Origin of the sequence: Sphaerimonospora mesophila (assembly GCF_001417795.1) — a bacterium.
Lineage (GTDB): Bacteria > Actinomycetota > Actinomycetes > Streptosporangiales > Streptosporangiaceae > Sphaerimonospora > Sphaerimonospora mesophila.
The window spans coordinates 635,135-660,801 of record NZ_BCBX01000031.1 but is presented as its reverse complement, the minus strand read 5'-3'; the positions used below and the strand labels follow the sequence as shown (position 1 = coordinate 660,801).

General features: G+C 72.9%; 24 protein-coding genes and 1 riboswitch. Of the genes, 13 read left to right on the top strand and 11 right to left on the bottom strand.

Annotated features, from left to right (window positions below; genetic code table 11):
- Positions 1–19 precede the first annotated feature (19 nt).
- The 5 genes from AP234_RS07380 (at position 20) to AP234_RS07360 (ending at position 7,306) form a co-directional block, all read left to right on the top strand.
- The gene (locus tag AP234_RS07380) at positions 20–298 is read left to right on the top strand and encodes a sarcosine oxidase subunit delta (protein ID WP_055478746.1); all 279 of its coding nucleotides are present in this window, start codon (positions 20–22) and stop codon (positions 296–298) included.
- Entirely contained in the window at positions 295–3,114 is a 2,820-nt protein-coding gene (locus AP234_RS07375; RefSeq protein WP_055478745.1) for a 2Fe-2S iron-sulfur cluster-binding protein, read from the top strand. The genes AP234_RS07380 and AP234_RS07375 overlap by 4 nt, the downstream gene beginning before the upstream one ends.
- Entirely contained in the window at positions 3,107–3,712 is a 606-nt protein-coding gene (locus AP234_RS07370; RefSeq protein WP_055478744.1) for a sarcosine oxidase subunit gamma family protein, read from the top strand. Before AP234_RS07375 ends, AP234_RS07370 begins: the two co-directional genes overlap by 8 nt.
- Positions 3,713–4,175: 463 nt before the next feature.
- The gene (locus tag AP234_RS07365; RefSeq protein WP_055478743.1) at positions 4,176–5,762 is read left to right on the top strand and encodes a pectate lyase family protein; all 1,587 of its coding nucleotides are present in this window, start codon (positions 4,176–4,178) and stop codon (positions 5,760–5,762) included.
- A gap of 374 nt (positions 5,763–6,136) precedes the next feature.
- Positions 6,137–7,306 (top strand): alpha-hydroxy-acid oxidizing protein, encoded by a 1,170-nt coding sequence (locus AP234_RS07360; protein ID WP_055478888.1) that lies wholly within the window; start codon positions 6,137–6,139, stop codon positions 7,304–7,306.
- Positions 7,307–7,314: 8 nt separating this feature from the next.
- Here AP234_RS07360 and AP234_RS07355 read toward each other — a convergent pair whose 3' ends face one another.
- The 3 genes from AP234_RS07355 to AP234_RS07345 form a co-directional block, all read right to left on the bottom strand.
- Entirely contained in the window at positions 7,315–7,671 is a 357-nt protein-coding gene (locus AP234_RS07355) for an arsenate reductase family protein (RefSeq protein WP_055478742.1), read from the bottom strand.
- Positions 7,672–7,686: 15 nt separating this feature from the next.
- Positions 7,687–8,106 carry a hypothetical protein gene (locus AP234_RS07350; RefSeq protein WP_055478741.1) on the bottom strand — a complete coding sequence of 140 codons (420 nt, stop codon included), beginning with the start codon at positions 8,104–8,106 and terminating at the stop codon, positions 7,687–7,689.
- A 72-nt stretch (positions 8,107–8,178) separates the two neighbouring features.
- Positions 8,179–8,736: a DUF2231 domain-containing protein gene (locus tag AP234_RS07345; RefSeq protein WP_055478887.1), complete on the bottom strand. Its 558-nt coding sequence runs from the start codon at positions 8,734–8,736 to the stop codon at positions 8,179–8,181.
- Positions 8,737–8,856: 120 nt separating this feature from the next.
- Between AP234_RS07345 and AP234_RS07340 the strand changes: the two genes are divergently transcribed.
- Complete coding sequence (locus AP234_RS07340) at positions 8,857–9,675, top strand: helix-turn-helix transcriptional regulator (RefSeq protein ID WP_200926258.1); 819 nt, start codon at positions 8,857–8,859, stop codon at positions 9,673–9,675.
- A gap of 17 nt (positions 9,676–9,692) precedes the next feature.
- Here AP234_RS07340 and AP234_RS07335 read toward each other — a convergent pair whose 3' ends face one another.
- The gene (locus AP234_RS07335; protein WP_055478740.1) at positions 9,693–10,061 is read right to left on the bottom strand and encodes a DUF3140 domain-containing protein; all 369 of its coding nucleotides are present in this window, start codon (positions 10,059–10,061) and stop codon (positions 9,693–9,695) included.
- Between the two features lie 205 nt (positions 10,062–10,266).
- Here AP234_RS07335 and AP234_RS07330 point away from each other — a divergent pair, with 205 nt between their 5' ends.
- From AP234_RS07330 to AP234_RS07320, 3 genes are read left to right on the top strand one after another with little or no spacing between them, the layout of a single operon-like run.
- Positions 10,267–11,700, top strand: coding sequence for an MFS transporter (locus AP234_RS07330; protein ID WP_055478739.1), 1,434 nt, complete (start codon positions 10,267–10,269; stop codon positions 11,698–11,700).
- 38 nt (positions 11,701–11,738) lie between these two features.
- On the top strand, positions 11,739–12,368 hold the full coding sequence (locus AP234_RS07325; RefSeq protein WP_055478738.1) for a TetR/AcrR family transcriptional regulator: 630 nt from the start codon (positions 11,739–11,741) through the stop codon (positions 12,366–12,368).
- Between the two features lie 9 nt (positions 12,369–12,377).
- The gene (locus AP234_RS07320) at positions 12,378–12,923 is read left to right on the top strand and encodes a YceI family protein (RefSeq protein WP_055478737.1); all 546 of its coding nucleotides are present in this window, start codon (positions 12,378–12,380) and stop codon (positions 12,921–12,923) included.
- Between the two features lie 4 nt (positions 12,924–12,927).
- Here AP234_RS07320 and cobC read toward each other — a convergent pair whose 3' ends face one another.
- From cobC to AP234_RS07305, 3 genes are all read right to left on the bottom strand, one after another.
- Positions 12,928–14,052, bottom strand: a complete 1,125-nt coding sequence (gene cobC, locus AP234_RS07315) for an Rv2231c family pyridoxal phosphate-dependent protein CobC (protein ID WP_055478885.1) — start codon at positions 14,050–14,052, stop codon at positions 12,928–12,930.
- A gap of 11 nt (positions 14,053–14,063) precedes the next feature.
- Positions 14,064–15,581 (bottom strand): cobyric acid synthase, encoded by a 1,518-nt coding sequence (locus tag AP234_RS07310; RefSeq protein ID WP_055478736.1) that lies wholly within the window; start codon positions 15,579–15,581, stop codon positions 14,064–14,066.
- A gap of 113 nt (positions 15,582–15,694) precedes the next feature.
- Positions 15,695–15,808: riboswitch (cobalamin riboswitch) on the bottom strand.
- A 95-nt stretch (positions 15,809–15,903) separates the two neighbouring features.
- Positions 15,904–16,218 (bottom strand): hypothetical protein, encoded by a 315-nt coding sequence (locus tag AP234_RS07305; RefSeq protein WP_055478735.1) that lies wholly within the window; start codon positions 16,216–16,218, stop codon positions 15,904–15,906.
- Here AP234_RS07305 and AP234_RS07300 point away from each other — a divergent pair.
- Positions 16,217–16,615, top strand: a complete 399-nt coding sequence (locus tag AP234_RS07300; protein ID WP_055478734.1) for a hypothetical protein — start codon at positions 16,217–16,219, stop codon at positions 16,613–16,615. The two genes, AP234_RS07305 and AP234_RS07300, sit on opposite strands and share 2 nt — an antisense overlap.
- Positions 16,616–16,785: 170 nt before the next feature.
- Here AP234_RS07300 and AP234_RS07295 read toward each other — a convergent pair whose 3' ends face one another.
- The 4 genes from AP234_RS07295 to AP234_RS07280 all read right to left on the bottom strand — a co-directional run bounded on the left by AP234_RS07295 (position 16,786) and on the right by AP234_RS07280 (position 22,622).
- Positions 16,786–17,139: a hypothetical protein gene (locus tag AP234_RS07295; RefSeq protein WP_055478733.1), complete on the bottom strand. Its 354-nt coding sequence runs from the start codon at positions 17,137–17,139 to the stop codon at positions 16,786–16,788.
- A 183-nt stretch (positions 17,140–17,322) separates the two neighbouring features.
- Positions 17,323–17,703, bottom strand: coding sequence for a hypothetical protein (locus AP234_RS07290; protein ID WP_152990276.1), 381 nt, complete (start codon positions 17,701–17,703; stop codon positions 17,323–17,325).
- Positions 17,704–17,876: 173 nt separating this feature from the next.
- On the bottom strand, positions 17,877–20,849 hold the full coding sequence (locus AP234_RS07285; protein ID WP_055478731.1) for an FAD-binding and (Fe-S)-binding domain-containing protein: 2,973 nt from the start codon (positions 20,847–20,849) through the stop codon (positions 17,877–17,879).
- Between the two features lie 6 nt (positions 20,850–20,855).
- Entirely contained in the window at positions 20,856–22,622 is a 1,767-nt protein-coding gene (locus AP234_RS07280) for a thiamine pyrophosphate-dependent enzyme (RefSeq protein ID WP_055478730.1), read from the bottom strand.
- Between the two features lie 83 nt (positions 22,623–22,705).
- Between AP234_RS07280 and AP234_RS07275 the strand changes: the two genes are divergently transcribed.
- The 3 genes from AP234_RS07275 (at position 22,706) to AP234_RS07265 (ending at position 25,665) form a co-directional block, all read left to right on the top strand.
- On the top strand, positions 22,706–23,887 hold the full coding sequence (locus AP234_RS07275) for an enolase C-terminal domain-like protein (protein ID WP_083501850.1): 1,182 nt from the start codon (positions 22,706–22,708) through the stop codon (positions 23,885–23,887).
- A gap of 230 nt (positions 23,888–24,117) precedes the next feature.
- Positions 24,118–24,669: an SPW repeat protein gene (locus AP234_RS07270; RefSeq protein ID WP_063842797.1), complete on the top strand. Its 552-nt coding sequence runs from the start codon at positions 24,118–24,120 to the stop codon at positions 24,667–24,669.
- An 84-nt stretch (positions 24,670–24,753) separates the two neighbouring features.
- Positions 24,754–25,665, top strand: a complete 912-nt coding sequence (locus AP234_RS07265; protein WP_055478729.1) for a LysR family transcriptional regulator — start codon at positions 24,754–24,756, stop codon at positions 25,663–25,665.
- Positions 25,666–25,667 lie beyond the last annotated feature (2 nt).

Genomic DNA, 25,667 nt, shown 5'->3' with positions numbered 1-25,667 from the left:
CACTGAGGAGCCCCTCCGAATGCTGCTGATCCCCTGCCCCTGGTGTGGGCCGCGTGACGAGATCGAGTTCCACTACGGCGGTCAGGCGCACGTGGCCTATCCGGACGACCCCGCCGCTCTCTCCGACGAGGAGTGGGCGCGCTACCTGTTCTTCCGGGACAACCCCAAGGGGCCCTTCGCCGAACGGTGGAGCCACTCGGCGGGCTGCCGCCGCTGGTTCAACGTCGTACGGGACACCGCGACCAACGAGATCCACGCCGTCTACCGGATCGGCGAGCCCCGGCCGGTGATCGCATGACGGCGACGGAACGGCCGGTTCAGGCCGATCGGCCGGGCGAGGTGCTGCGGTTCCGCTTCGACGGCCGCGACTACGAGGGCCGCAGCGGCGACACGCTCGCGGCCGCGCTGCTGGCGTCCGGCGTCCGGCGGGTGGCCACCAGCGTGAAGCTCGGCCGGCCCAGGGGGATCTTCTCGGCCGGCGTCGAGGAGCCCAACGCGCTCGTCCAGGTCGAGAGGCCGTTCCCCGAGCCGATGCTGCCCGCCACGACCGTCGAGCTCTACGACGGCCTGGTCGCCACCGGCCTGCCCGGAAAGGGACGGCTCGCCGACCGGCCGGACCCGGCGCGCTACGACAGCGTGCACGCCCACTGCGACGTGCTCGTGGTCGGCGCGGGACCGGCCGGTCTGATGGCGGCCGCCGAGGCCGCGCGCGGCGGGGCCAGGGTGATCCTCGCGGACGAGCGGCCCGAGCCCGGCGGGAGCCTCCTCGGCACCGCCGAGACCGTCGACGGCCTGCCCGGCCGCCGCTGGGCCGCCGAGCGCGCCGCCGAGCTGGGCGGCTTCGACGACGTGCGGGTGCTGTGCCGTACGACCGTCTTCGGCCACTACGACGACAACTACGTCGTCGCGGTCGAGCGGCGGACGAACCATCTGGGTGCGGCCGCGCCCGCCACGATGGCACGCGAACGGATCTGGCGGATCCGGGCCCGGCGGGTGGTGCTGGCGACCGGGGCCCACGAGCGCTTCCCCGCCTTCGCCGGCAACGACCTGCCCGGCGTCATGCTCGCCGGGGCCGCCCGCGCCTACGTGAATCAGTACGGCGTGCGGCCCGGGCGGCGCGCGGTCGTCTTCACCACCAACGACAGCGCCTATCCCGCCGCGCTCGACCTGGCCGGCGCCGGGATCGAGATCGCCGCGATCGTGGACGTACGGCGGGCGCCGGGCGAGGAGTGGGCGCGCCGGTGCGCCGAGCGCGGCATCGAGGTGCGCACCGGGCATGTGGTGCGGGCAGCGGTGGGAGACGGCGAGGTCGCCGCCGTCTCGATCGCATCCGAGGCCGGTGGGCAGGCCCGCGAGGTGCCCGCCGACCTGCTGCTCGTCTCCGGTGGCTGGACGCCGGTCGTCCACCTGTTCAGCCAGGCCGGCGGGGCGCTGCGATTCGATGAGGAGATCGGCGCGTTCGTGCCGGGCGAGATCCGCCAGGCGGTGGAGGCGGCCGGGTCCGCCCGTGGCGTGCCGACCCTGTCCGGCTGCCTGCGCGACGGCGCGGAGGCCGGTCGGCGGGCGCTCGCCGCCGCGGGCTTCGCCGTACCGGACCCGGCTCCGCCGCCGGCGGTCGAGCACGAGCCCGAGGCGGCGCCCGCGCGGCACCTGTGGCTCGTGCCGCCCGCCGACGGCGCCGACCACCGCGAGCACTTCGTCGACCTGCAGCGGGACGTGACCGTCGCCGACGTGCTGCGTGCCACCGGGGCGGGCCTGCGCTCGGTCGAGCACGTCAAGCGGTACACCACGGCCGGGACCGCCCACGACCAGGGCCGCACCTCCGGGCTGCTGACCAGCGCGATCACGGCGCACGCCCTGGGCGTCGACGTCGCCGACCTCGGCGTGACGACCTTCCGCGCGCCGTACGCGCCGGTCTCCTTCGCCGCCCTGGCCGGGCGCGACCGGGGGAGTCTGCACGACCCGGTGCGCGTCACCGCCATGCACGACCGGCACGTGGACAGCGGGGCGCTGTTCGAGAACGTCGGGCAGTGGAAGCGGCCGTGGTACTACCCCAGGGAGGGGGAGGACATGGCGGCCGCGGTGCTGCGCGAGTGCCGCGCCGCCCGCGAGGACGTGGCGATGATGGATGCGTCGACGCTCGGCAAGATCGACGTGATCGGGCCGGACGCCGCCGAGTTCCTCGACCGGCTCTACACGAACATGATGAGCACGCTCGCCGTCGGCTCGATCAGGTACGGCGTGATGTGCCGCCCCGACGGCATGGTCTTCGACGACGGCACCGTCATCCGGCTGGCCGGCGACCGCTTCCTCGTCACCACGACCACCGGCAACGCCGCGGCGGTGCTCGACTGGATGGAGGAGTGGCTGCAGACCGAGTGGCCCTCGCTGCGGGTGCACTGCACGTCGGTCACCGAGCAGTGGGCGACGGTGGCGCTCGTCGGGCCGCGCTCGCGCGAGGTCCTCGCCGGACTCGCGCCGGGCCTCGCCGTGGACAACCCGAGCTTCCCGTTCATGACCTGGCGGGACGCGGAGGTCGCCGGCATCCCGGCGCGGGTGTGCCGCATCAGCTTCTCCGGCGAGCTCGCCTACGAGATCAACGTGCGGTCATGGTACGGCCTCGCGCTGTGGGAGGCGGTGGAGGCCGCCGGCGTCACGCCGTACGGCACCGAGACCATGCACGTCCTGCGCGCGGAGAAGGGATATCCCATCATCGGGCAGGACACCGACGGCACCGTCACCCCGCAGGACCTCGGCATGGCCTGGGTGGTGTCGAAGAAGAAGCCCGACTTCATCGGCAAGCGGTCGTTCGGCCGGGCCGACACCGCCCGGCCGGACCGCAAGCAGCTCGTCGGGCTGCTGCCGGAGGACACCGGTCGGCTGCTGCCCGAGGGCGTCCACCTGGTGGAGCCCGGCGGCACGCGCCCGCTCGGCCACGTCACCTCCAGCTATCGCAGCGCGGCCCTCGGGCGGACCTTCGCGCTCGCTCTGATCAGCGGCGGACGCGAGCGCATCGGCGCGCGGCTGCACGCGGCGATGGGGGCGGAGACGGTCCCGGTGACGGTCGCTCATCATGTGCTGTACGACCCGGAAGGAGCACGCCGCGATGGCTGAGCGCCGGAGTCCCCTGGCCGGGTTCGCGGCCAGGTTCGAGGCGGCGGGCGCGGGCGGGCGGCTGCGCCTGGCCGAGCTTCCCTTCCTGACGCAGATCAACGTCCGGGTGCACCCCGAGGGCCGGGCGGCCGGGCGGATCGGCCGCGCGCTCGGCGTCCCGCTGCCCGCCGAGCCGGGCGGAGCCGTACGATCCGGCGACCTGACCGTGCTGTGGCTCGGCCCCGACGAGTGGCTCGTCGTCGGCCCGGATGAGGGCGAGGACGAGGGCGATGCCCGCGGCCCCGGGCTGCGGGACCGGCTGGCGGAGACGGCGGCCGGGACGGCGGGCGATCACGTCTCCGTGGTGGACGTCTCGGCGCAGCGGACGACGCTGGTGGTCGCGGGAGCGCGGTCGCGCGACCTGCTGGCCCACGGCTGCGCGCTCGACCTGCATCCCCGGGTCTTCGGCCCCGGCCGGTGCGCGCAGACGCTGCTGGCGCGGGCCCAGGTCGTGCTCGTCGCCCGGGAAGCCGACGAGTTCTGGGTGCTGTGCCGCGCGTCCTTCGCCGGCTACACGGCCGAATGGCTCCTCGACGCCGCCACCGAGTACGTCACCTGACGATCGGCGGCCCCGCCCTGACTTCACCGTGCGTGAAGGCCGGCGACGCCGGGGTCCGGCAGGACTCCGCCGGACGGACGGCATGAAAGTTTCTTCGCCTCCGCCCGGCCGGGCACGGGCCGCCCAACTCCTCCCGCCACCCGCGTCGACCTGCGTGAATCCGTGATCCACGACGGTCGGCGCGGCTCGGTCCCGCAGGCCGTTCGCGGCGTCGGGATCGGGCGCCGCCGCGAAATCGGCCGTTTTCGCTTCACATGCTCCCCGTGCTGTGCTTCACTCGCCTCTGAAAGCGCTTTCAGAGGAAGTTCGACGGTACGCAGGTCGCCGCACCACCCTGCGCGGATCCGTGCGCCATATCCGATCCGAGCAAGGCTCAGTACGGGCAGGCCCCGACGTCCGCCGCCGCTTCCGCATCCTCGCGACCGAGAACCCCCCAGCCCGTGAAGAGGAAAGGCGAGAAGAGATGAACCGAGCAGCCGTACGGCGAAACGCGGCGGCGCTGGCCGCCGCGGCCCTCGCGACCACGATCGGTGTGGCCTTACCGCAGACGCAGGCCTCGGCCGCCGCCGGCGGCGCCACCGGCTACGCGTCCGTCAACGGCGGCACCACCGGCGGCGCGGGCGGGCAGACGGTGCGGGCCACCACGGGGACCGCCATCCACGCGGCCCTGTGCAACCGGGCCAGCAGCAGCACCCCGATCATCATCGAGGTCGAGGGCACCATCAATCACGGCAACACCAGCAAGGTGTCGGGCAACAGCTGCAACACCAACGACGGCGTGATCGAGCTCAAGCAGATCAGCAACGTCACGATCATCGGGGTCGGCGGCGGGGCCGTCTTCGACCAGCTGGGCATCCACATCCGCGAGTCCAGGAACATCATCATCCAGAACGTGACCGTGCGGAACGTGAAGAAGTCGGGGTCGCCCACGTCCAACGGCGGGGACGCCATCGGCATGGAGAAGGACGTGCGCAACGTCTGGGTCGACCACGTCACGCTGGAGGCCTCCGGCGGGGAGTCGGAGGGGTTCGACGGCCTCTTCGACATGAAGAACAACACCCAGTACGTGACCCTGTCGTACAGCATCCTGCGCAACTCCGGCCGCGGTGGGCTCATCGGGTCCAGCGAGAGCGACCTCTCGAACGGCTTCGTCACCTTCCATCACAACCTGTACGAGAACATCGACTCCCGTGCGCCCCTGCTGCGCGGCGGCATCGCGCACATCTACAACAACTCCTACGTGAAGCTCAACAAGTCCGGCATCAACTCCCGGGCCGGGGCCCGGGCCAAGGTGGAGAACAACTACTTCAAGGACTCCAAGGACGTCCTGGGCACCTTCTACACCGACGCGACCGGCTACTGGCAGGTCGCCGGCAACATCTTCGACAACGTGACCTGGTCCGCCCCCGGCAGCAAGAACCACCCCGCGGGACCCGACCCCCGGTCCAACACCACGGTCAGCGTCCCGTACTCCTACGGACTGGACGGGGCGTCCTGCGTGCCGGACATCGTCCGCCAGACGGCGGGCGCCAACAAGGGCCTGCGGGTGTCGAACGGCAGCTGCACGCCCCAGACGCCGGCACCGACGCCGACGCCGACGCCGACGCCCACTCCCAAGCCGACGCCCACCCCCACACCGACCCCCACGCCGACCCCCACGCCGACGACCGACCCGACACCCGGCGGGACCAACCTCAGCATCGGGGCCGGCTCCGACGGCTCGAGCAAGGCCTCCGGAACGAGCTACGGCGACGTGCGGGACGGCGACATGAGCACCTACTGGTCGCCGAACGGCTCGACCGGTGACATCTCGATCAAGTGGGGCTCCGCCAAGACGGTGTCCAGGATCATCATCCGTGAGGCGGCGGGCTCCGCCGGCACCATCCGCTCCTGGCAGGTGCTCAACCACGACACCGGCGCCGTCCTGACCTCCGGCAGCGGGGCGGGCTCCATCGGCTTCGCCCCCACCACGCTGAAGAAGATCACCTTCAGGATCACCGGGTCGAGCGGCACGCCGAAGGTCGCCGAGTTCGAGACCTACGCCGGATAAGTGGCCAACGCCTGGAGAGTCGGTCAGGTAGCCGCCATCCGGGGGCAGGGAGCGGAGCGGGCGGGAGCGAGGACCGCACGGGAAGCCCGCGGCCGGCGGGCTTCGCAGCGGACCGGAGCTTCCTCCCGGCGCATCCTCGAACTCCGCGGAAATTCCGAGCCTGCGAGGAATCTTCGTGGGTGGAGGGACCGACGCCGCAGCAGCGGTGACGACACCTGACCGATGCTCCAGGGAACCCACGCGGGACGGGGGACCCTCGCCGGAAGAGGACCGTCCCGGCCGCCCGCCATCGGAGCGGCCGGGAACGCGGTGGGCCCGTCAGACCGGCGGGCCCACAGGTCGCATCACGTGGAGATCGGGGAATGAACCCCCGCATGGGTTCGCCGGCTGACTTCCAGAACGAGATCTACCTGAACGGGCTCGGCGACGTGCTGCCGGAGCTGCCCACCGACCTCACGATGCTGGAGCGGCTCGCGGGCGAGCGGATGGCGCCGGCCGCGTACGGCTATGTGGCCGGGGCGGCGGGCACCGAGGCGACGGCCCGCGCCAACCGGGAGGCGTTCGAGCGCAGGCGGCTCGTCCCGCGCATGCTGCGCGACGTCGCCGTACGGGACCTGTCGGTGCGGCTGCTCGGGCAGACGCTGCCGGTCCCGGTGCTGCTCGCGCCGATCGGCGTCCTGGCGATCATGCATCCCGAGGGGGATCTCGCCGTGGCGCGTGCCGCCGCCGACCTCGGCGTGTCGTTCGTGGCGAGCACGGCGGCCTCCCACTCGATGGAGCAGGCGGCGGAGGCGAACGCCGGTGGCCTGCGCTGGTTCCAGCTCTACTGGTCCAGCGACCGCGACGTGGTGGCCGGCTTCCTGGCGCGTGCCGTTGCCGCCGGTTACACGACGCTGGTCGTCACCCTCGACACGCACACGCTCGGCTGGCGGCCCCGCGACCTCGATCAGGCGTACCTGCCGTTCCTGCGCGGCGTCGGCGTGGCGAACTACTTCACCGATCCGGCCTTCCAGCGGGCGATCGGGAGCCGCGGCCCGATCGAGGACGCCGACCGGGACGCGGCCGTCATGCGCTGGGCCGCGACCTTCGGCGACCCCTCGCTCACCTGGGACGACCTGGCCTTCCTGCGGGAGCACTGGGCGGGGCCGATCGTGCTCAAGGGCGTCCAGCACGCCGACGACGCGCGGCGGGCGGCCGACGCGGGGATGGACGGCGTCGTCGTGTCCAACCACGGCGGCAGGCAGGTGGACGGCGCGATCGGTTCGCTGGACGCGCTGCCCGGGGTGGCCGCCGCCGTGGGAGACCGGATCACCGTGCTGTTCGACAGCGGCATCCGTACGGGCACCGACGTGCTCAAGGCGCTGGCGCTCGGGGCGAAGGCCGTCATGCTGGGCCGTCCGTACGCCTATGGCCTCGGCCTGGCGGGAGAGGCCGGAGTGCGGCACGTGATCCGCTGCCTGCTGGCCGAGCTGGAGATCGCGATGGCGCTGACCGGGGTCACCTGCCCGGCCGAGATCACGCCCGAGCTGCTCGCGTCGCCCTGAAACACGACTCAGGGCAGGACGGACCGCACCGCCTCGGGAGAGCGGCCGACCACCGCCGTCCCGTCGTCGGCCGTGATGATCGGCCGTTGGATCAGGGAGGGGTGTGCGGCCAGGGCCTCGATCCACCGCGCGCGATCCGCCTGACCACGCGGCCACGAGGCCATGCCGAGATCGACGGCGGGCGGTTCGCCGAGGCGGGTGATGTCCCAGGGCTCCAGCTTGAGCCGGTCCAGCACGTCCCCGATCTCCCGGGCCGTGGGCGGCTCCTCCAGGTAGTACCGGATGGTGTATTTCGCGCCCTCGTCGTCCAGGAGGGACAGCGCCGACCGGCACTTCGAACAGGCCGGATTGATCCAGATCTCCATGGGTCCATTCTCGCCTCAGAGCACGCCGCCGGCATCCAGCGCGGACAGCAGCACGAGCACCACGGTCGCGACGGCGAACAGGCCGTGCGCCACGACGACGGGCACCGGGAAGCCCCGCTCGGCGGATGTGTGCCGCCCGGCGGCGGCCTGGCCCGCCCTGCGCTGGGAGATCCAGCGGGCGAACATGGTGAACCCCAGCAGCGCGACCGGCACGAGCAGGACGAACGCGGCCCACGCCAGCGCGGTGCCGCCCATGATCAGGTGGGCGATCCACACGATCAGCCCGACGGCGGCGAGGGCGAAGTGGCCGAGGACGACCGGGACGGGCAGCCGGCTCGCGCCGCTCCGGGCGCCGCCCCGTGAGATCCAGATGCCGAGCATGTAGAAACCGCCGAGGGCGGTGACGAGCCAGGTGACGAGTGCGGCGATGTCCATTGTCTCTCCAGACGGGGGTTGGGAGCGGCCGTCGCGGGATGGCGGCCACGGAAACGGGGGAGGGAATGCGGGTCAGCGGGCGCCGGCGCCGTCCCTGTCGGCGTCGGTCTTGTTCACCGGGACGAAGCCTTCGGCCTGGGTCGTCTCGTCGGCGACCCGCACGCCGTAGCGGTAGGCGAGCATGCCGCCCAGATATCCGGACACGGCGAGCACGGCCAGGCCGGCGGCGTTGAGCGCGAGCTGTCCCGGCTCGACGCCGCCGCTCGGCGGGGGACCGGCGTGACGCCACCAGAAGCCGCCCGCGTAGGCGGCGGTCACCAGCAGGTTGAGCGCCATATGGGTCAGACCGACGCGGAAGGCCCGGGTGCCGGGCGGGATGGCGAGCAGGTCGAGGAACCCGACCATGGCGGCCGCCAGCGCGCCGATCACGCCGAGCCCGATCAGCCACATCGCCGCCCGGGCCGGGAACTCCGGCTCGCTCGCGAACAGCGAGGCGACGTCGAAGACGAGGCTCGCCACCCATGCCCCGATCGGCACCGTGACCAGCATGGGATGGAACGGGTGTCCGTACGGCCCGGCGAGCGCGGCGCTGACCGGCCGCTTGGCCTGCGGTCGCGTGGTTCCGCTCACGTCGACCACCTCCTTTTCACCAACGAATATTGGTCTTATTGGGGGCGGGTGGTCAAGCGCTCCTGATGAAAAGGCCGATGCTCGGCTCGGACCCATGCTCGTCGGCGTTACTGTGGGACCGTGGCCGCCCAACCGACCCCGCCCGACATGCCCCCGCCCGACGCCCCGGGCACGCCTCCGCCGGACGCGACCCCGACTGACCCGACCGATGTGATTGATCAGGCCGAGGCGGATCGCTCCGGCGACGCGGCGATCGAGTCGGTCAGCGTGCTGGGGGAGCGCACCCGGCGTCAGATGTTCGCCTTCATCCGCCGCGCCCGCCGTCCCGTCACCCGGGACGAGGCGGCGGCCAGCGCCGGCATCTCCCGCAAGCTGGCCGCCTTCCACCTCGACAAGCTGGTCGACGCGGGCCTGCTGCGGGCCCGCTACGCGGCTCCCGGCGGCGTACGGAAGGTCGGACGGCAGCCCAAGGCGTACGAACCCACCGACACGCAGATCCGGGTGAGCATCCCCGACCGCCGCCACGAACTGCTGGCCGACATGCTCATGCGGGCGGTGCTGACCGAGCGCGACGACGAGACCGCCGGGCAGGCGGCCACCCGCACGGCGGGGGAGACCGGGCGGGAGCTGGGCGAGGCCGAGCGCGGACGGACCCGGCTCGGCCGGCTCGGCGCGGAACGCGCGCTCACGATCTGCCGGCGGATGCTCGACGAGCATGGATTCGAGCCCGTCCGGGAGACCCCCACCCGGCTGCGGATGCGCAACTGCCCGTTCCATCCTCTCGCCGCCAAGGCCCCCGACCTGGTCTGCGGCATGAACCTCGCGTTCCTTGAGGGCTATCTCGGCGGGCTGCGCTGCACCGCCGTCGAAGCCGTGCTCGATCCCCGTCCCGGCGAGTGCTGCGTCGAGCTCCGTCGGTCGGCGGCTCCCCGGCCGTGAGGGGTCTCCTCAGCGGGTCATGATCCTCGGGGGGATTCGCCCTGTCCGGGAGTGGGCTGCAACGGGTCGTGGCCCACGGTCATCAGCGCGTGGCGCCAGTCGGCGTCCTCGAGCGGACGGGGCTCGGCCAGCAGGTCCCGGATGCGACGGATCACGTGCCGCATCACCTCGACGTCGGCATCGGTGAGATCGACCTTGCGCTTGCCCTGGATGTGCACCACGCCCCGGCCCAGATCGGGGAGGTTCAGGTCCGGGCCGGCCCCGAAGCCCTCCTCGCCCGATGCCTGGGTGAGCAGCCAGGTACGCAGCTCCTCCGAGCTCATGTTCACCAGTCCGTGGAACTCCCCCCAGAGTCGCTCCATTTCGGGGTCGAAACGATCGGGCATCGGTGTCCCCTCCTCCGGACGCGACGGCGGGTCAGCCCGCCGCCCTACCCGGACCCACCCTCGGCAAACCCTCCGGCTCGCGGTCGGGCCGACGCCGTACGGCCTGGTCCGCGAACGTCCGCCCAATTAAGCCGAACGCTCGTGTTCGGGTTATGTTACCTTCAACTCGAACAGTAGTGTTCGACTTCGGAAGGTGAAGGTTGCCATGACCCATGCGTCCCCCGGCCACGCCCCGCCCGCTCGTTCCACCCCGGTTCCCGCGCCGCACCGGTGGTGGGCGCTCGCGGTGCTCGGCCTGGCCCAGTTCATGGTCGTCCTCGATGTCACGGTGGTGAACGTCGCGCTGCCCGACATCCGTGCGGATCTCGGACTCGGCCTGTCCGCCGCGTCCTGGGTCGTCACCGCGTACACGCTGTGCTTCGGCGGCCTGATGCTGCTGGGCGGACGGTTGGCCGACATTCACGGCCGCCGCCGGGTCTTCCTCGCCGGTCTCGTCCTGTTCACGCTGGCTTCGCTCGTCGCCGGGCTCATCGGCCGGGGCCTCACCGGTTCGGGAGCCGCGCTCATCGCGGCCCGAGCCGTACAGGGCGTCGGCGCCGCGCTGCTGTCCCCGTCGGCCCTGTCGATCGTGACCACCACCTTCCACGGGCCGGAACGGCACCGCGCCCTGGGCGTCTGGGCGGCGATCGGCGGCGGGGGAGCGGCCGTGGGCGTCCTGCTGGGCGGCCTGCTCACCTCGGGCCCCGGCTGGGCGTGGGTGTTCATCGTCAACGTGCCGGTCGGTGTCCTGGTCGCGATCGCCATGCCCCGCCTGGTGACGGCAGGAAAGCCCGACACCCCCGGCCGCGGAGGGCTCGATCTGCCCGGTGCGCTGTCGATCACCGCAGGCGTCGCACTGATCATCTACGGCATCCTCAAGACCGGCGACGGGGGGTGGCCGAGCCCGGCCGCGCTGCTGCCGCCGGCGGCCGGGGCGGCGCTGATCGGGGTGTTCGTGCTCGTCGAACGGCGCGCCGCGGCCCCGCTGGTGCGGCTCGGCCTGTTCGCCAGGCGTCCGATCGCGTCGGGCGGCATGGTCATGCTCGCCGCGTCGGCGCTGCTGCTGTCGGCGTTCTTCCTCACCTCGCAATATCTTCAGTACGTCGCCGGTCTGTCCGCGCTTCAGACGGGCCTGGCGTTCCTCCCGGCGGCGCTGGCCACGGTGGCCGGGGCGCATCTGGCGGCGCACCTCATCCCACGTACGGGTCCCAGGCCGGTCGCGGTCGTCGCCTTCCTGATCACGGCGGCCGGGATGTGGCTGCTGTCGCGGCTGCCGGCCGCACCGGAGGTCCTCCTCGACGTCGAGCCCGGATTCGTGCTGGCCGCGCTCGGCCTCGGCGCGGCCTTCGTCACGGCGACGACCACCGCGATGACGCACGTCGCGGATGAGGAGGCGGGCGTGGTCTCGGGAACGGTCAACATGGGTCACGAGCTCGGGGCGAGCCTCGGCATCGCCGTGGTCGCGGCGGTCGCCTCCGGCGGTTTCGCCCAGGGATATCTCGTCTCGGCCGTCACGGCGATCGTGGTCGCGGTGGCGGCGGCGCCGGCCCTGCCCAAGGGCAGGCCGCCCGCGCACACCGGCCCGATCTTCGCCCACTGAGCCGTCCCGTCACCAAGCCGGGGCCGTACGCTTCAGACATGCCCACTGATCGGAAACACGGCGGCAGACGCCGGGCCGACGCCGAGCGGAACATCGAGGCCATCGTCGCGGCGGCGCTGGCCGAGTTCTGCCGGAACCCGGGCGTGAGCATGACCGACATCGCCCGGGCGGCCGGCGTCGGACGGGTCACGCTGTACGGTCACTTCCCCTCACGGGAGGATCTCCTCGACGCCGTGATGGCCCGGGCGATCGAGGACGCCCGGGCCACGCTCGGGGCCGTCCCCACCGATGGCCTGCCGGCACGCGACGCGCTCGCCGCTCTGATCAGGTCGGCCTGGCAGGTGCTCGACCGCCACCGGCGGCTGCACGCGGCGGCCGTGCAGATCATCGGCCCCGACCGCCTGCGTGAACACCACGAGCAGCCGCTCCTGCTGGTGGAGGATCTCCTCGATCGCGGCCGCCGGGACGGCACGGTCCGCGCCGATCTTCCGCCCCACTGGCTCGCGACCACCGTCTACAGCATGCTGCACGCCGCCGCGCTCGAGGTCGACGCCGGCCGGCTCACCTCCGCGGGCGCCGCCGACGTCCTCGAGGCGACCCTGCTACCCGCGATCTCTCCGGTACGGCAGCGCGACGGGGGCGGCCGCGGTCCCGGGGACACGGCCTAGCCTGGGGATATGGACGTCGCTGCGGGAACACATCAGCTGGGGACGCGGTCCGGCCGGCTTCTCGTGCGGACCGGCCGGACCGGACTCGGCGCGAAGGCGGGTCACGATCTCGTCATCGAGGTCGCACGCTGGCACGGGGAGGCGGTGGTCGACCCCGGCGACCCGGCGGCCTCCTCCCTGACCGTCGAGGCCGAGGCCGGCTCGCTGGAGGTCAGGGAGGGCACCGGGGGCGTGAAACCGCTCACCGACTCCGACCGCCGGGAGATCGAGAAGAACATCCGGGAGAAGGTCCTGCACACCGCGGAGCACCCGACGATCGCCTTCCGGTCGACCGGCGTCGAGGGGACACCGGAGTCGTTCCGGGTGCACGGCGATCTCACCATCGTCGGCGTGGCCCGGCCGGTGACACTGGACTGCCGGTTCGAGGGGGACCGGGTGCGCGGCACGGCGACCGTCACCCAGAGCCGCTGGGGGATCAAGCCGTACTCCGCGTTCTTCGGCGCGCTCAAGCTCAGCGACGACGTCGAGGTGCGGTTCGACGTCGGCCTCGACTGAACCGTCAGGCGCGGTCCGGGAGAGCCGGGGCCGAGGCCCCGGCGATGACCGATGCCAGCTCGGTGAGCAGGCGGTCGGTCAGGGCGGGCGGCCGTACGGCGATGCGCAGGTGGTCGGGGCCGAGACCGGGGAACGTGTCGGCCCGGCGGACCGCGATGCCGGCCGCGCGCAGCCGTTCGCGTACATCGAGGCCGCCCGCCGTGCGGACGAGCACGAACGAGGCGGACGACGGCGCGGCGACCTCGATCCCGAGCTCGGCGAGACCGGCGACCAGACGGGTACGGTGCTCACCGAGCAGCGCCGCGGCCCGGTCGGCCTCGGCCAGCGCGGCGGGCGAGCAGCACGCCACGAGCGCGGCCAGCGCCGGTGTGGACACCGACCACAGCGGCTGCGCCCGCGCCAGCGTGCGGACCATCGCCGGTTCCGCCAGCACGTAGCCCACCCGCAGCCCGGCCAGCCCCCACGTCTTGGTCAGGCTGCGCACCACGACGAGGCCGGGGACGTCCCGCCGGGCCGCGAGACTGCCCCGCTCGCCAGGGACGGTGTCGATGAACGCCTCGTCCACGACGAGGATCCGGCCCGGCCGGGCCAGCCGCACCAGGTCGGCGGGGTCGTGCAGCACGCCCGTCGGGTTGGTCGGGTTGCCGAGCACGACGAGGTCGGCGTCGGCCGGGATCAGATCGGCCGGGATGGAACCGGCGGAGGCCGGCTCGGGCCGCAGGCCGTACGGCTCGGGCAGCACCACGCGCTCGACGGCGTGTCCGGCCGCGCGCAGCGCCGCCTCGGGTTCGGTGAACGACGGGTGCACGCACACGGCACGGCGCGGCCGAAGCGCCCGCGCGAGCAGTACGAACGCCTCGGCCGCACCCGCCGTCGGGAGCACCTCGTCGACGGGCCTGCCGTGCCTGGCGGCCGCGGCGGCGGTCGCCGCGCCCGCGTCCGGATAACGGCCGAGCGTGCCGAGCGCGTCGACGAGCACGGCACGCAGCCATTCGGGCGGCGCGGTCAGGCGTACGTTGACCGCGAAGTCGAGCATCCCCGGCACGGCCTCGGCGTCGCCGTGGTGCCGGAGATCGTAGTCACCGTGTCCGAGGTCGTGCCCGGTCGCGGGGGTGGTGGCAGCGTTCATCACCGGGTCCATCAGATCTGGTGGTCGGGCGAGGTCAGGGCGACGGTGGACAGCCCGGCGGGCACGCCGCGCTCGATCAGCCGCCACACCGCGTCGGTGTCCAGGTGCTCCTCGACCAGGTCGCCGACCGCGTCGAGGCGGGCCTCACGGCGCTCGGCGAACGACTCGGTGCCGGGCAGCCAGGTGCGGCCGGCCGCCCGGGCCACCTCGGCCAGGAACGCCCGCCGGAATCCGTCGCGCTCGAAGATCCCGTGCCAGGTCGTCCCCCACACCTGACCGCTGCGGCAGCCGTCGAGGAACGGCTCGCCGCCGTCGACGGAGATCCGGCCGTGGTGGATCTGGTAGCCCGACACCTCCTGGTCGCGCCAGCGTCCGGTCGCCGACGCCAGCACCTTCGACCGGGTGAAGACGGTGCGCACCGGCAGCAGTCCGAGACCGGGGACGGCGGCCGTCCCGCTCTCCACGCCGTCGTCGTCGCCGATCTCGGTGCCGAGCATCTGCAGCCCGCCGCACACGCCGAGCACCGGCCGGCCGTCCCCGGCCCGGCGCCGCAACTCCGCGTCGATGCCGCGCGCACGCAGCCAGGCCAGATCCGACACCGTCGAACGGGTGCCCGGCACGATGACGAGGTCGGCCTCGGCCATCTCGGCGGGGGTGGTGACCAGCCGCACGCTCACGCCGGGTTCGGCGGCGAGCGCGTCGGCGTCGGTGACGTTCGACATCCGCGGGAGCCGTACGAGCGCGACCCGCAGGATGTCCCGCCCGACGGGCGGGGTGAGCAGTCCGGGCCGGCTGTCGAGGTCGAGGGAGTCCTCCACGTCGAGCCAGAGTCCGGCTCGCCAGGGCAGCACGCCGAGGCAGGCCCGCCCGGTGGCCCCGCGCAGCCAGTCCAGGCCCGGCCGCAGCAGCGCGGGGTCGCCGCGGAACTTGTTGACCACGAAACCCGCGATGTGCCGCTGGTCGGCCGGGTCGAGGACGGCCAGGGTGCCCGCGAAGTGCGCGAGCACCCCGCCCCGGTCGATGTCCCCGACGACCAGGACGGGCAGGTCGGCGGCGCGTGCCAGCCCCATGTTCGCGATGTCGCGGTCGCGCAGGTTCACCTCGGCCGGGCTGCCCGCGCCCTCGCAGATCACCACGTCGAAGCGGCGGCGCAGGTCGGTCAGCGCGGCCACGGCGACGTCGAGCAGCGCGGGCTTGTGCCCCCGATAGGAGAGCGCGTCGACCTCGGCGTGCGGGCGGCCGAGCACGACGACGTGGGAGTGCCGCTCCCCGCCCGGCTTGAGCAGCACGGGGTTCATCGCCGCCTCCGGCTCGACCCGTGCGGCGGCCGCCTGCATCGCCTGGGCGCGGCCGATCTCGCCGCCGTCAGCGGTGACCATCGAGTTCAGCGACATGTTCTGCGCCTTGAACGGCGCGACCCGCACGCCGCGGCGGGCCAGCCACCGGCACAGCCCGGCCGTGAGGACGCTCTTGCCCGCGTCGGAGGTGGTGCCGGCGACGAGCAGCGCGCCGCCGTTGTGTCGTGGCACGTCAGAGGATGGGCCGCGAGGCCGGCGATGAGGTGCGTGCGCGCGGGCCGGAGCCGGCCATGGCGTGTCCTCCCTGGGGTCCGCGCCCCCGGTCGAAGGTCCGACGGCCGGAATATCCTGGCTCCCGGTCGGGCGCTCTCCCGGCCTCGCCCATGAGGGCGGCGGCCGAGATCGAGGGTCACCCCCGGTGACAGTGGCGGGACCGCGCCGGATTCACACCGGACTTCACTCCGCTTCCGTCGCTTGCGGCTCGGAGCCTACACCAGGCCTCCGGCGCGGGCCGCGCGCGGGGGCCGGGGGCTCGTACGGCTCGGCACGCGTGTCACAGCAGCGTCCGGACCAGGCCGAGCCCGGTGCCGGCGAGCCCGCCCAGCAGCGGAGGCGCGGCGGGCGCGGACGCGTCGGCGGCCCGGCGCCGTACGGGCCGAGACCCGACCCGCTCCGCCGTCCCGACGCGCTCCGCCGCCGCGGTCGGCCGGGTCTCGGCGGCCGGGATTTCAGCGGCCGGGGCTTCGGCGGGCACGGTTCCGGCGGCCGGGGTTTCGGCGGGCTGCATTTCGATCGGGGGCAGGGCGGGCACCGGAGGCACGGAAGGCACGGGCACGGCGGGCGGCGACGGGATCTCCGGCAGACTCATGATCGGCGTTTTCCGCGATTTCCCCCGCATCGCTTTTCTGATCTTCTTTTTGAACTTCTTGAAATTCTTGGGCACGACGAGAACTATTCTCTGGACCACGTTGCAGACCTTCGCGCCCTGGCACTGGGCGTTCTGCATGTTCGCCATCCGAGTTTTGATCTTGGATGAGTTCCGCCGAATGCGCTGGTCGCGTCCCGCGCTCGGGGAGGGGCCGCGGACACCTTTTCCGCCGCGGTCGGATCTGAGGTTCTTCGACGTCTTCCCGGCCGGATGGGGCTCGGTGTCCGGGCCGGCCGAGGCGGGGGCGGCGCCGCCGAGGAGGAGTACGGCCGAAATGGACACACCGGCGGCGAGGCACGCGGAGAGCGATGTTCTGGATGCCTTGCCGTACCGCTGACGAATCATTCGCTTTCGCCCCTGGGAGTCGGACGGGTCCGGGCAGGCGCCCGGCCGACCGGACGCCTTGGTCAGCGTACGCGGCGGCATTCTCCGAGGTGCGTCTCCGACGATCAGGGGCGGGTCATGGACGTCCCATTTCCGTATGGTCCGCCGGAGGTCGTTCCCTGGTCACCATTGGGTCCACAATTGCTGGTTGATGTTGCACATCTGCATCCGCTGGTTGCAGACGGCCGCCTGAAAGGTGCTGAGCCCGTTCACCGTGATCGCCGCCTGCTGGATGGGGGTTCCGCCGCTGGAGTTGACGGCGCTGCCGGTGCCCGTGCCCGTGCCGCCCCCGTTTCCTCCTCCTCCCGCACCGGCCGGGGCGATGCCGGGAACGGCGGGGCGCGCTACCGCCGCGTGCGCGGCGACCTGCGGAGCGGCCAGGGCCCCCGCGGCCGCGATCGCGACGGTCGCGAGCGTGAGCCGTCGCGCACCGGCACGTACCCCGGCGAGCGGCGTCCCCGCACTGTGACGAACCATTTCTCTTCGCGCCCCCATCTTCCAGGTCGTGTGGTGAGCCCAGCCCATCCCCATTTGTGGGACATGACCGGTGAGAGGGTGTCTACCCCCTGCGTGCCGGCCGTCTCCGGTCCGAATGATCTCCGCTCCAGATCATTACCACTGCTTTTCCGCTGCCCCGGGCGTGATCGGCCGGCGCGCCTCTCACCACCCGCCGCGCCGGACCGCGGCCGTCTGGTGATGGTTGCAGACGCGGAAGTCCTGGTCGCAGCTGGCGGTCTGAAAGGTGTTGTATCCGTTGATGGTGAACACGGCCTGCTGGACGGGGGAGCCCGCGCTGGCGTTGTGGGCGTTCCCGCTGCCCGTGCCGACGCCGTCCCCGCCGTTCCCGCCCGCCGCACCGTCTCCGTCTCCGAGGCCGACCGCCGATGCGGCCGGAGCGGCCGTCCGCGGCGCCGTCGCGTGCGCGGCCCCCGGTGGGAACGCCAAGACTCCGGCGATCGCGAGCGCGGTGAACGCGGTCCGCCGTACGCCGGGCGCCGTGCCGTACGGCACCCGCGCACCGTGATGGATCACTTTCGTCACGCTCCTGTTCGTGCTGTTCGATTCGTGCCGTTCACACGGCGGGCAGGAAGTCACCGGCTTATCGCGACATGACCGGTGAGAGGTGCCTACCCCTCGGCGGGGCGCCGGCGGCCATCCGGATGATCTCCGTTCCGGATCATTACCTCGCCTTTCCCGTCCTCCCCGTGCGGATGTCAGCCGCCGATCAGGCGCTCGGGGTGGTCGCCGAAGGGGGTGCCCCGCTGGGTGGCGGCCAGGATCTCGGCGAGGTGCAGGCCCCGGCGGCCGCAGTGGGAGTGCTCGATCTGGGTGCGGCAGCTGAACCCGTCGGCCAGCACCAGCGTGGCGGGGTCGGCGGAGCGGATCGCGGGCAGCAGCTCCTGCTCGGCGCAGGCCATCGAGACCTCGAGGTGGCCCGCCTCGAACCCGAAGTTCCCGGCCAGGCCGCAGCAGCCGCCGACCGCGTCGAGCCGGACCCCGGCGGCCGCCAGCAGCTCACGGTCGGCGTCGTAGCCGAGCACCGAGTGCTGGTGGCAGTGCGGCTGGGCGACCGCGGCCCGGTCGATCCGCGGCGGGCGCCACCCGTCGGTGCCCGTGAGCAGCTCGGCGAGCGTCCTGGTCTGCCTGCCGAGCCGGGTCACGTCCCTGTCGTGCGGGAACAGGTCGACGGCGTCGGCGCGGAACACCGCGGTGCAGCTCGGCTCCAGGCCGACGATGGGGAGCCCGCGGCGCAGCGCGGGCGCGAGGGTCCGCAGCGTACGGCGCAGCACCCGCTTGGCGACGTCGAGCTGCCCGGTGGAGATCCACGTCAGCCCGCAGCACAGCGTGCGCGGCGGCAGCACGACCCGATAGCCGGCCTCCTCCAGCACCTCGACGGCGGCCTGCCCGACGTGCGGGGTGAGGTTGTCGGTGAAGGTGTCCGGCCACAGCACCACCGGCCCCCGTCCGCCGTCGCCGCGCGGTCCGCGCCTGCCGTACCAGTCGCGCAGGCGCTCCCGGGCGAAGCGCGGCAGGGGCCGCGCCGGCTCGACTCCGGCCAGCCGCTTGCCGAGCCGGCCCAGCAGCGGAGCGTGGGTGAGCGCGTTGACCAGACCCGGGGCCGCCGCGGCCAGCCGCGCCCACAGCGGCAGCCAGCCCATCGAGTAGTGGGCGGCCGGACGCAACCGGCCGGCGTAGTGGTGGGCCAGGAACTCGGCCTTGTAGGTCGCCATGTCGACCCCCATCGGGCAGTCGTGGCGGCAGCCCTTGCAGGCCAGGCACAGGTCGAGCGCGTCGCGCACCGCATCCGAGCGCCAGCCGTCCCCGACCGCCGAGTCGGCGTGGCCGTTCAGCATCTCGAACAGCAGCCGGGCCCGGCCGCGGGTGGAGTGCTCCTCCTCGCCGGTGGCCCGATAGGAGGGGCACATCACGCCGTCGCCGTGCTGCCGGCACTTGCCGACGCCGACGCAGCGCATGACCGCCCGCTGGAAGCTGCCCTCGTCGTCGGGATAGCCGAAGTGGCCGGCCGGGTCGGCCGGCGTCCACCCCGGACCGAGCCGCAGGTTCTCGTCCAGCCGGTACGGCGCCACGATCTTGCCGGGGTTCATCCGGTCGCCGGGGTCGAACACCGCCTTGACCTGCTCGAAAGCCCTGATCACCACCGGGCCGAACATCTTGGGCAGCAGCTGCCCGCGCGACTGGCCGTCGCCGTGCTCCCCGGACAGTGACCCGCCGTAGGAGACGACCAGGTCGGCGGCCCGGTCGAGGAAGGCCCGGAACGCCGCGACGCCGTCGGCGGTGACCAGATCGAACGGGATGCGGGTGTGCACGCAGCCCTGCCCGAAGTGCCCGTACAACGAGGCGTCGCCGTAGCCGAACTCCCGGAACAGCCCGCGCAGGTCGTTCAGGTAGCCGGCGAGCCGGTCGGGCGGGACCGCGGAGTCCTCCCAGCCCTCCCAGGTCTCGCGCATGCCCGGGACACGGGCGGTGGCGCCCAGCCCCGACTCGCGGACCTCCCACAGCTCCTTTTCCACCCGCTTCTCGTCGGTGAAGTCGATGTGCGGGGCGTGCTCGGTGCGGCGCAGCTCCTCGACCAGGGTGCGGGCCCGCCGGTCGGCCTCCTCCCGGGTGTCGCCGCCGAAGGAGACCATCAGCCAGCCGCCGCCCTCCGGCAGCCGGGTGAGGGCGTCGGGATGCATGTGCTTGCGGCGCTCGTAGTCCACGAGCCTGTCGTCGACGCCCTCGAGCTGGAGCGGGCCGTACGCCGCGATGTGCGGCACCGCGCGGGCGGCCGCGACGATGTCGTGGTAGCCGAGCAGGACCAGGGCCTCCGCCTTGGGCGCCGGCACCAGGCACAGCTCGGCCCGCAGCACCGTGACCAGTGTGCCCTCGGTGCCGACCAGCGCCCTGGCCAGGTTGAAGCCGCCCTCGGGCAGCAGCTGTTCGAGGTTGTAGCCCGACACGCGGCGGGGGATGTCGGGGAACCGGCGGCGGATCTCGCCGGCGTGCGTCTCGACGATCGAACGCAGCTCCCGGTAGATCTCCGCGCGTCGTCCGCCCGCGGCGACGATCCGCCGGAACTCCGGCTCGTCGGTGGAGCCCACCCACATGCGCAGCCCGTCGTAGGTGACGATCTCCAGCCGGGAGACGTTCTCCGCCGTCTTGCCGTACGCCTGGGCGGTGGACCCGCAGGAGTTGTTGCCGATCATCCCGCCGAGCGTGCACTGGCCGTGGGTGGACGGACGCGGCCCGAACATCAGCCCGGTGCCGGCCAGCTTCCGGTTGAGCACGTCGAGCACGATGCCGGGCTCGACGACGCAGGTCGCGGCCCCGGCGTCCACGGACACCAGGCGGTGGCAGTACTTCGACCAGTCGATGACGACGGCGGTGTTGCAGGTCTGCCCGGCGAGGCTGGTCCCGCCGCCCCGGGAGGTGATCGGCGCCCGGTGCGCACGGCACACGGCGATCGCCTCCACCGCCGCGTCGACCGTGCGCGGCACCACCACGCCCAGCGGCACCTGCCGGTAGTTCGATCCGTCGGTCGAGTACGCGCCGCGCGTGCCCGGGTCGAACCGCACCTCGCCGTCGACCCGCTCGGCGAGGTCCCGCTCCAGGTCGCGCAGCCGCACGTACGGCTCGGCCCGGCGGGCGGCGGAGACCGACGGAGGGAGGGTCACCTGGCCGGTCATCGGTGATCACCCGCCCAGTTGGGAGATCTTGTCCTTGAACAGCGTGGTGGCGATGGACGCCTTGCGCGGCTGCCCCTTGATGAACGCCTTGGCGAACTTCACCGCCTGGTCGTGCGTGACCTTGCCGGGCATCGGCGGCTCGTCGGGGTTGACGTCGACGTCCACCAGTGCCGGCCCGTCGTGCGCCAGCGCCTGCCGTACGGCCTCGTCGACGTCCGCCGGGTCGGTGACCTTGCGGCCGTAGCCGCCGCAGGAGCGGGCCCAGGCCGAGAAGTCGGCGGCCGGAAGGCCGAACCGGACGCCGTGCTCGGGGAAGCCGAGCACCATCTGCTCCCACAGGATCTGGCCCAGCGAGTCGTTGTTGTTCACGACGACCGTGATCGGGAGGTTCAGATGGGCGGCGGTGCGGAACTCGGCCATCAGCATGGCGAATCCGCCGTCGCCGATGAACGCGATCACCTGCCGTCCGGGGAAGGCGAGTTGCATCGCGATCGCGTACGGCAGGCCGGGCGCCATCGTGGCGAGGTTGCCGGACAGATAGAACCGCCGGTCCCCCCTGATCGTCCAGTGCCGGGCCGCCCAGGTGGCGATCGTGCCGGAGTCACAGGTGAGGATCGCGTCGTCGGCGGCCGCCCGGTCGATGCAGCCCATGAGGTACTGCGGGGCGATCGGGTCGCGCTCCGGGGACTGCAGCGCGGCCATGTCGTCGCGCCACCGGTCCATCGCCCGCCGGTACTTCTCCAGATGGGAGCGGTCGGAGCGGGGCTTGAGCAGGGGCAGCAGGGCGGCCAGCCCCTCCTTGGCGTCGCCGACCATCGGCACCTCGGTGGGCACGCGCACCCCGGCGCGGATCGGGTCGGCCTCGATCTGCACCACGCGGGCCCTGCCCGGCTCCGGCAGGTGCTTGGTGTAGGGGAAGTTGGTGCCGGCCATCAGCAGCGCGTCGCAGTCCTCGATCAGCTCCTCGCCCGGCCGGGTGCCGAGCAGGCCGATGCCGCCCACGGCGTACGGAGAGTCGTCGGGGATGACGGCCTTCCCGGGCAGCGTCTTGATCACCGGTGCGCCCAGCGCCTCGGCGACGGCGAGCACCTCATCGCGGGCGTGCAGCGCGCCCGCTCCGGCGAGGATGGCCGGTCGCTCGCTCGCGTTCAGCACGTCGGCGGCGGCCTCCAGGTCCTCGGTGCGCGGCAGACCCGGCGGGGACAGGTAGACGGGCGCGGTCGCCGGCGGCCTGGCCGGGGCCACGTGCTGGTACGGATCGGCGTCGGCGGGGGCCACCTGGACGTCGTTGGGGAGGCTGAGATGGGCCACGCCGCGCCGGGCGTACGCCGTGCGGATCGCGATGTCCACCACCCCGGGCAGCTGCGTCGGGTTGTCGACGATGAGGTTGTACTCGGCGACGTCGGAGTAGAGGTGTTCGAGGTGGACCTCCTGCTGGTAGCCGGTGCCCAGCACGCTGGTCTCCTGCATGCCGGTGATCGCCAGCACGGGCTGGTGGTCCAGCTTGGCGTCGTAGAGCCCGTTGAGCAGATGGATGCCGCCCGGCCCCGAGGTGGCCAGGCACACGCCGACGCGGCCGGTCGCCTTCGCATGCGCGGTCGCCATGAACGCCGCGGCCTCCTCATGGTGGACGAGGACGAAGCGGACCCGGTCGGTCTGGCGGCGCAGCCCTTCCATGATCCCGTTGATGCCGTCGCCGGGCAGGCCGAATACCGTGTCGACCCCCCAGTCGGCCAGACGTTCGATGAGCACTTCAGCGGCGATTCGGGTCATACTCTGCCGCCTTGCCGCCAGGTGATGGGACAAACCATCGCGTTCCGGAAAATTGCGAAACGCGACGGGTAGGGGACGGGGTGATGACCGAGATCCCCGGCGGGGCCCACGACCCGCTCGACGGCGTGACCGACCGCGTGGCCGACCGCGTGACCGACCGTGCGATCGACGCGGTGGTCGACGACGTGCGCGCCGCGGCCTACCGCGTGCCGACCGACCGGCCCGAGGCCGACGGTACCTTCGCCTGGGACGCGACGACGCTCGTGGTGGCCGAGATCAGCGCGGGGGAGGTCACGGGCACGGGCTGGACCTACGCGCCCGCCGCGGCGGCCCCGTTCCTCGAGCGGACGCTGGCCCCCGTGGTGACGGGCGCCGCCGCGCTGGACATCCCGGGGATCTGGCGTGCGATGGTCCGCCGGGTGCGCAACGCCGGGCGGCAGGGGATCGCCGGTTACGCGATCTCCGCGGTCGACGTGGCCCTGTGGGACCTCAAGGCGCGGCTGCTGGGCGTGCCGCTGGTGCGCCTGTTCGGCGCCACCGGCGACCGCGTCCCCGTGTACGGCTCGGGCGGCTTCACCACCTACGACGACGACACCACCGCGGCGCAGCTGCGGCACTGGGTGCACGACCAGGGCATTCCCCGCGTGAAGATCAAGATCGGTGAGTCGTGGGGCACCGAGCCGTTGCGCGATCTGCACCGCGTCGCCCTCGCCCGGAAGGTGATCGGACCGGACGCCGAGCTGTACGTCGACGCCAACGGCGGCTACACGGCCAAGCAGGCCGTCCGCCTGGAGCGCCGGATGCGCGACCACGATGTGCGGTGGTTCGAGGAGCCGGTCTCGTCCGACGACCTGGCGGGGCTGCGGCTGGTGCGCGAGCGCTCCGAAGCCGACGTGGCCGCCGGAGAGTACGGCGGGGACCAGGTCTACTTCACCCGGATGTGCGCTGCGGGCGCGGTCGACTGCCTGCAGATCGACGCCACCCGCTGCGGCGGCTACACCGGCTGGTTCGCTGCGGCCGCGGTCGCGGCCGGGCACAACCTGCAGGTGTCGGCGCACTGCGCGCCGAACCTGCACCTCCCGGCGGCCGCGGCCACCCCCGGCCTGCGCCACGTGGAATGGTTCCACGATCACGCGCGGATCGAGACCGAGCTGTTCGACGGCGCCGCCGACCCGGCCGGTGGCGGCCTGCGACCGGGGGCGGACGTCCCCGGTCTCGGCCTGACCCTGCGACACGACGCCGCGGAACGCCATCGCGTCGCCTGACCGCGTCGCCTGGCCGCGTTGCCTGACCGCGTCGCCTGACCGCGTTGCCTGGCCGCGTCGCCCGACCGCGCCGGGCATTCGTTTTTCCCGATGGCCGAACGCGGACGCTGCCGCCTTTCCCGCTGCCAAACCAAGAAAAGACGTGCTTATTGGAAATTTTGGAGAATGGGGAGATGAGGGCGGGTAGGGCCGCGATTGTTCGTCCAAATCAGCAGGAAGGCGGTACGGACATGGTTCGACCCACCGGCTTAGAGCGCCATCCCGATCTCGCCGAACTCCGGCAGACATACGACCGGGTGGGGTCGACGACCCCCGCCCAGATCGTTGACGGGCTCACCTTCCTGAGCGGGCTCTATCTGGCCCTCTCGCCCTGGATCGTGGGGTTCAATCGCTTCTCGGGGCTCGCCGTCAGCAACCTGGTCGTCGGGCTGTCGGTCGCCGCCCTCGCGCTCGCGTGCGCGTCGGCCTTCGGCCGTACCTACGGCATCAGCTGGCTGCTCCCGCTCCTCGGCATCTGGACCCTCGTCTCACCGTGGGTGGTGCGGGGAGGCCGCACTCTCACGCCGGGGGCGACGCCCGGGATGCCCGGGACCCCGGGACTGCCCGGAGCGGGCGCCTCGGCGCTCACGGCCGGGACGATCTGGAACAACGTGGTGACCGGGATCATCATCCTGCTGCTCGGCGCGGCGGCGCTGGCCATGGCGCTGGCGTTCCGTAACCAGGGGCGTGGCGGCGAGCGCGCTGGTGGTGGCGGCGGCGGTCACCGGCCCGGAAACTGGTAGAAACCGGTAGAAAACAGGAATCGGTAGAAACCGGCAGCAACTGCTAGGAACTGGTCGGTCTGCCCTGCACCCATACTGGGGTGCATGCTCAGCAGCCACCGCCTGAAGGTGCTCCTCGAGGTCTTCAGGGCCGGGAGCATCGCCGGAGCCGCCCGGAGCCTGCGGCTGTCGCCCTCCGCCGTCTCCCACCAGCTCTCCCGGCTAGAGGAGGAGGCCGGGGTGGGACTGGTGGAGCGGTCGGCCCACAGCCTCCGGCTCACGGCGGCCGGCCGCCGGTTGGCCACCCGCGCCCAGGAGGTGCTCGACCTCATCGAGGCGGCGGAGAAGGACCTGCTCGCCCAGGCGCGGGCGGACGCCGGGCAGCTGCGCATCGGCTTCTTCGCCTCGGCGGGCTACCGGCTCCTGCCGATGGCACTGTCCAGCTTCACCGCGCGGCATCCCGCCGTGGAGCTCGACCTGGTGCTGGGCCAGCCGCACGAACTCCTTCCCGACGTGGAGCGGGGCGCGCTCGACGTGCTGGTCGTGTTCGAGCACGCGCTCGATCCGTGGAAGCCGCCGGTCGGGGTGGAGGTGACCCACCTGTTCGACGAGCCGCAGTTGCTCGTCATGCCGCTCGGCCATCCGGCCGGGCAACGCCCCAGGGTACGCCTCGCCGACCTGGCCGACGAGCCGTGGATCACGACCTTCGGCACGGACACCCCGGTGTCCGTGCTCGAACGGGCGAGCGCGCTGGAGGGGTTCAGCCCCGCCATCCGCTGCCGCAGCGACCACTACGAGGTGACTCTCGGGCTCGTCCGGGCCGGACTCGGCGTCGCCCTGGTGCCCAGCCTCGGCACCCAGGGCGCCGAGGGCGTACGGATCCGCCAGGTCGACGGCGCCCGGCTCTACCGCCGCATCGGCGCCGCGGCCCGCCCCACCAACCCCAACCCGGCACTCAAGTCGTTCATCGGCTACCTCCGCGACGCCGCGGCCCGCCTGCGCGTCGTCGGCCGCTGAAT

Excerpts from the sequence above, each read along its gene's own strand:
- AP234_RS07320 (WP_055478737.1), top strand. The coding sequence starts at position 12,378 with ATGGACGTCGCTGCGGGAACACATCAGCTGGGGACGCGGTCCGGCCGG.
- AP234_RS07375 (WP_055478745.1), top strand. The coding sequence starts at position 295 with ATGACGGCGACGGAACGGCCGGTTCAGGCCGATCGGCCGGGCGAGGTG.
- AP234_RS07365 (WP_055478743.1), top strand. The coding sequence starts at position 4,176 with ATGAACCGAGCAGCCGTACGGCGAAACGCGGCGGCGCTGGCCGCCGCG.
- AP234_RS07370 (WP_055478744.1), top strand. The coding sequence starts at position 3,107 with ATGGCTGAGCGCCGGAGTCCCCTGGCCGGGTTCGCGGCCAGGTTCGAG.
- AP234_RS07360 (WP_055478888.1), top strand. The coding sequence starts at position 6,137 with ATGGGTTCGCCGGCTGACTTCCAGAACGAGATCTACCTGAACGGGCTC.
- AP234_RS07275 (WP_083501850.1), top strand. The coding sequence starts at position 22,706 with ATGACCGAGATCCCCGGCGGGGCCCACGACCCGCTCGACGGCGTGACC.
- AP234_RS07285 (WP_055478731.1), bottom strand. The coding sequence starts at position 20,849 with ATGACCGGCCAGGTGACCCTCCCTCCGTCGGTCTCCGCCGCCCGCCGG.
- AP234_RS07325 (WP_055478738.1), top strand. The coding sequence starts at position 11,739 with ATGCCCACTGATCGGAAACACGGCGGCAGACGCCGGGCCGACGCCGAG.
- AP234_RS07265 (WP_055478729.1), top strand. The coding sequence starts at position 24,754 with ATGCTCAGCAGCCACCGCCTGAAGGTGCTCCTCGAGGTCTTCAGGGCC.
- AP234_RS07330 (WP_055478739.1), top strand. The coding sequence starts at position 10,267 with ATGACCCATGCGTCCCCCGGCCACGCCCCGCCCGCTCGTTCCACCCCG.
- AP234_RS07305 (WP_055478735.1), bottom strand. The coding sequence starts at position 16,218 with ATGAGTCTGCCGGAGATCCCGTCGCCGCCCGCCGTGCCCGTGCCTTCC.
- AP234_RS07300 (WP_055478734.1), top strand. The coding sequence starts at position 16,217 with ATGATCGGCGTTTTCCGCGATTTCCCCCGCATCGCTTTTCTGATCTTC.
- AP234_RS07355 (WP_055478742.1), bottom strand. The coding sequence starts at position 7,671 with ATGGAGATCTGGATCAATCCGGCCTGTTCGAAGTGCCGGTCGGCGCTG.
- AP234_RS07295 (WP_055478733.1), bottom strand. The coding sequence starts at position 17,139 with ATGGTTCGTCACAGTGCGGGGACGCCGCTCGCCGGGGTACGTGCCGGT.
- AP234_RS07280 (WP_055478730.1), bottom strand. The coding sequence starts at position 22,622 with ATGACCCGAATCGCCGCTGAAGTGCTCATCGAACGTCTGGCCGACTGG.
- AP234_RS07270 (WP_063842797.1), top strand. The coding sequence starts at position 24,118 with ATGGTTCGACCCACCGGCTTAGAGCGCCATCCCGATCTCGCCGAACTC.
- AP234_RS07350 (WP_055478741.1), bottom strand. The coding sequence starts at position 8,106 with ATGGACATCGCCGCACTCGTCACCTGGCTCGTCACCGCCCTCGGCGGT.
- AP234_RS07380 (WP_055478746.1), top strand. The coding sequence starts at position 20 with ATGCTGCTGATCCCCTGCCCCTGGTGTGGGCCGCGTGACGAGATCGAG.
- AP234_RS07335 (WP_055478740.1), bottom strand. The coding sequence starts at position 10,061 with ATGCCCGATCGTTTCGACCCCGAAATGGAGCGACTCTGGGGGGAGTTC.
- cobC (WP_055478885.1), bottom strand. The coding sequence starts at position 14,052 with ATGAACGCTGCCACCACCCCCGCGACCGGGCACGACCTCGGACACGGT.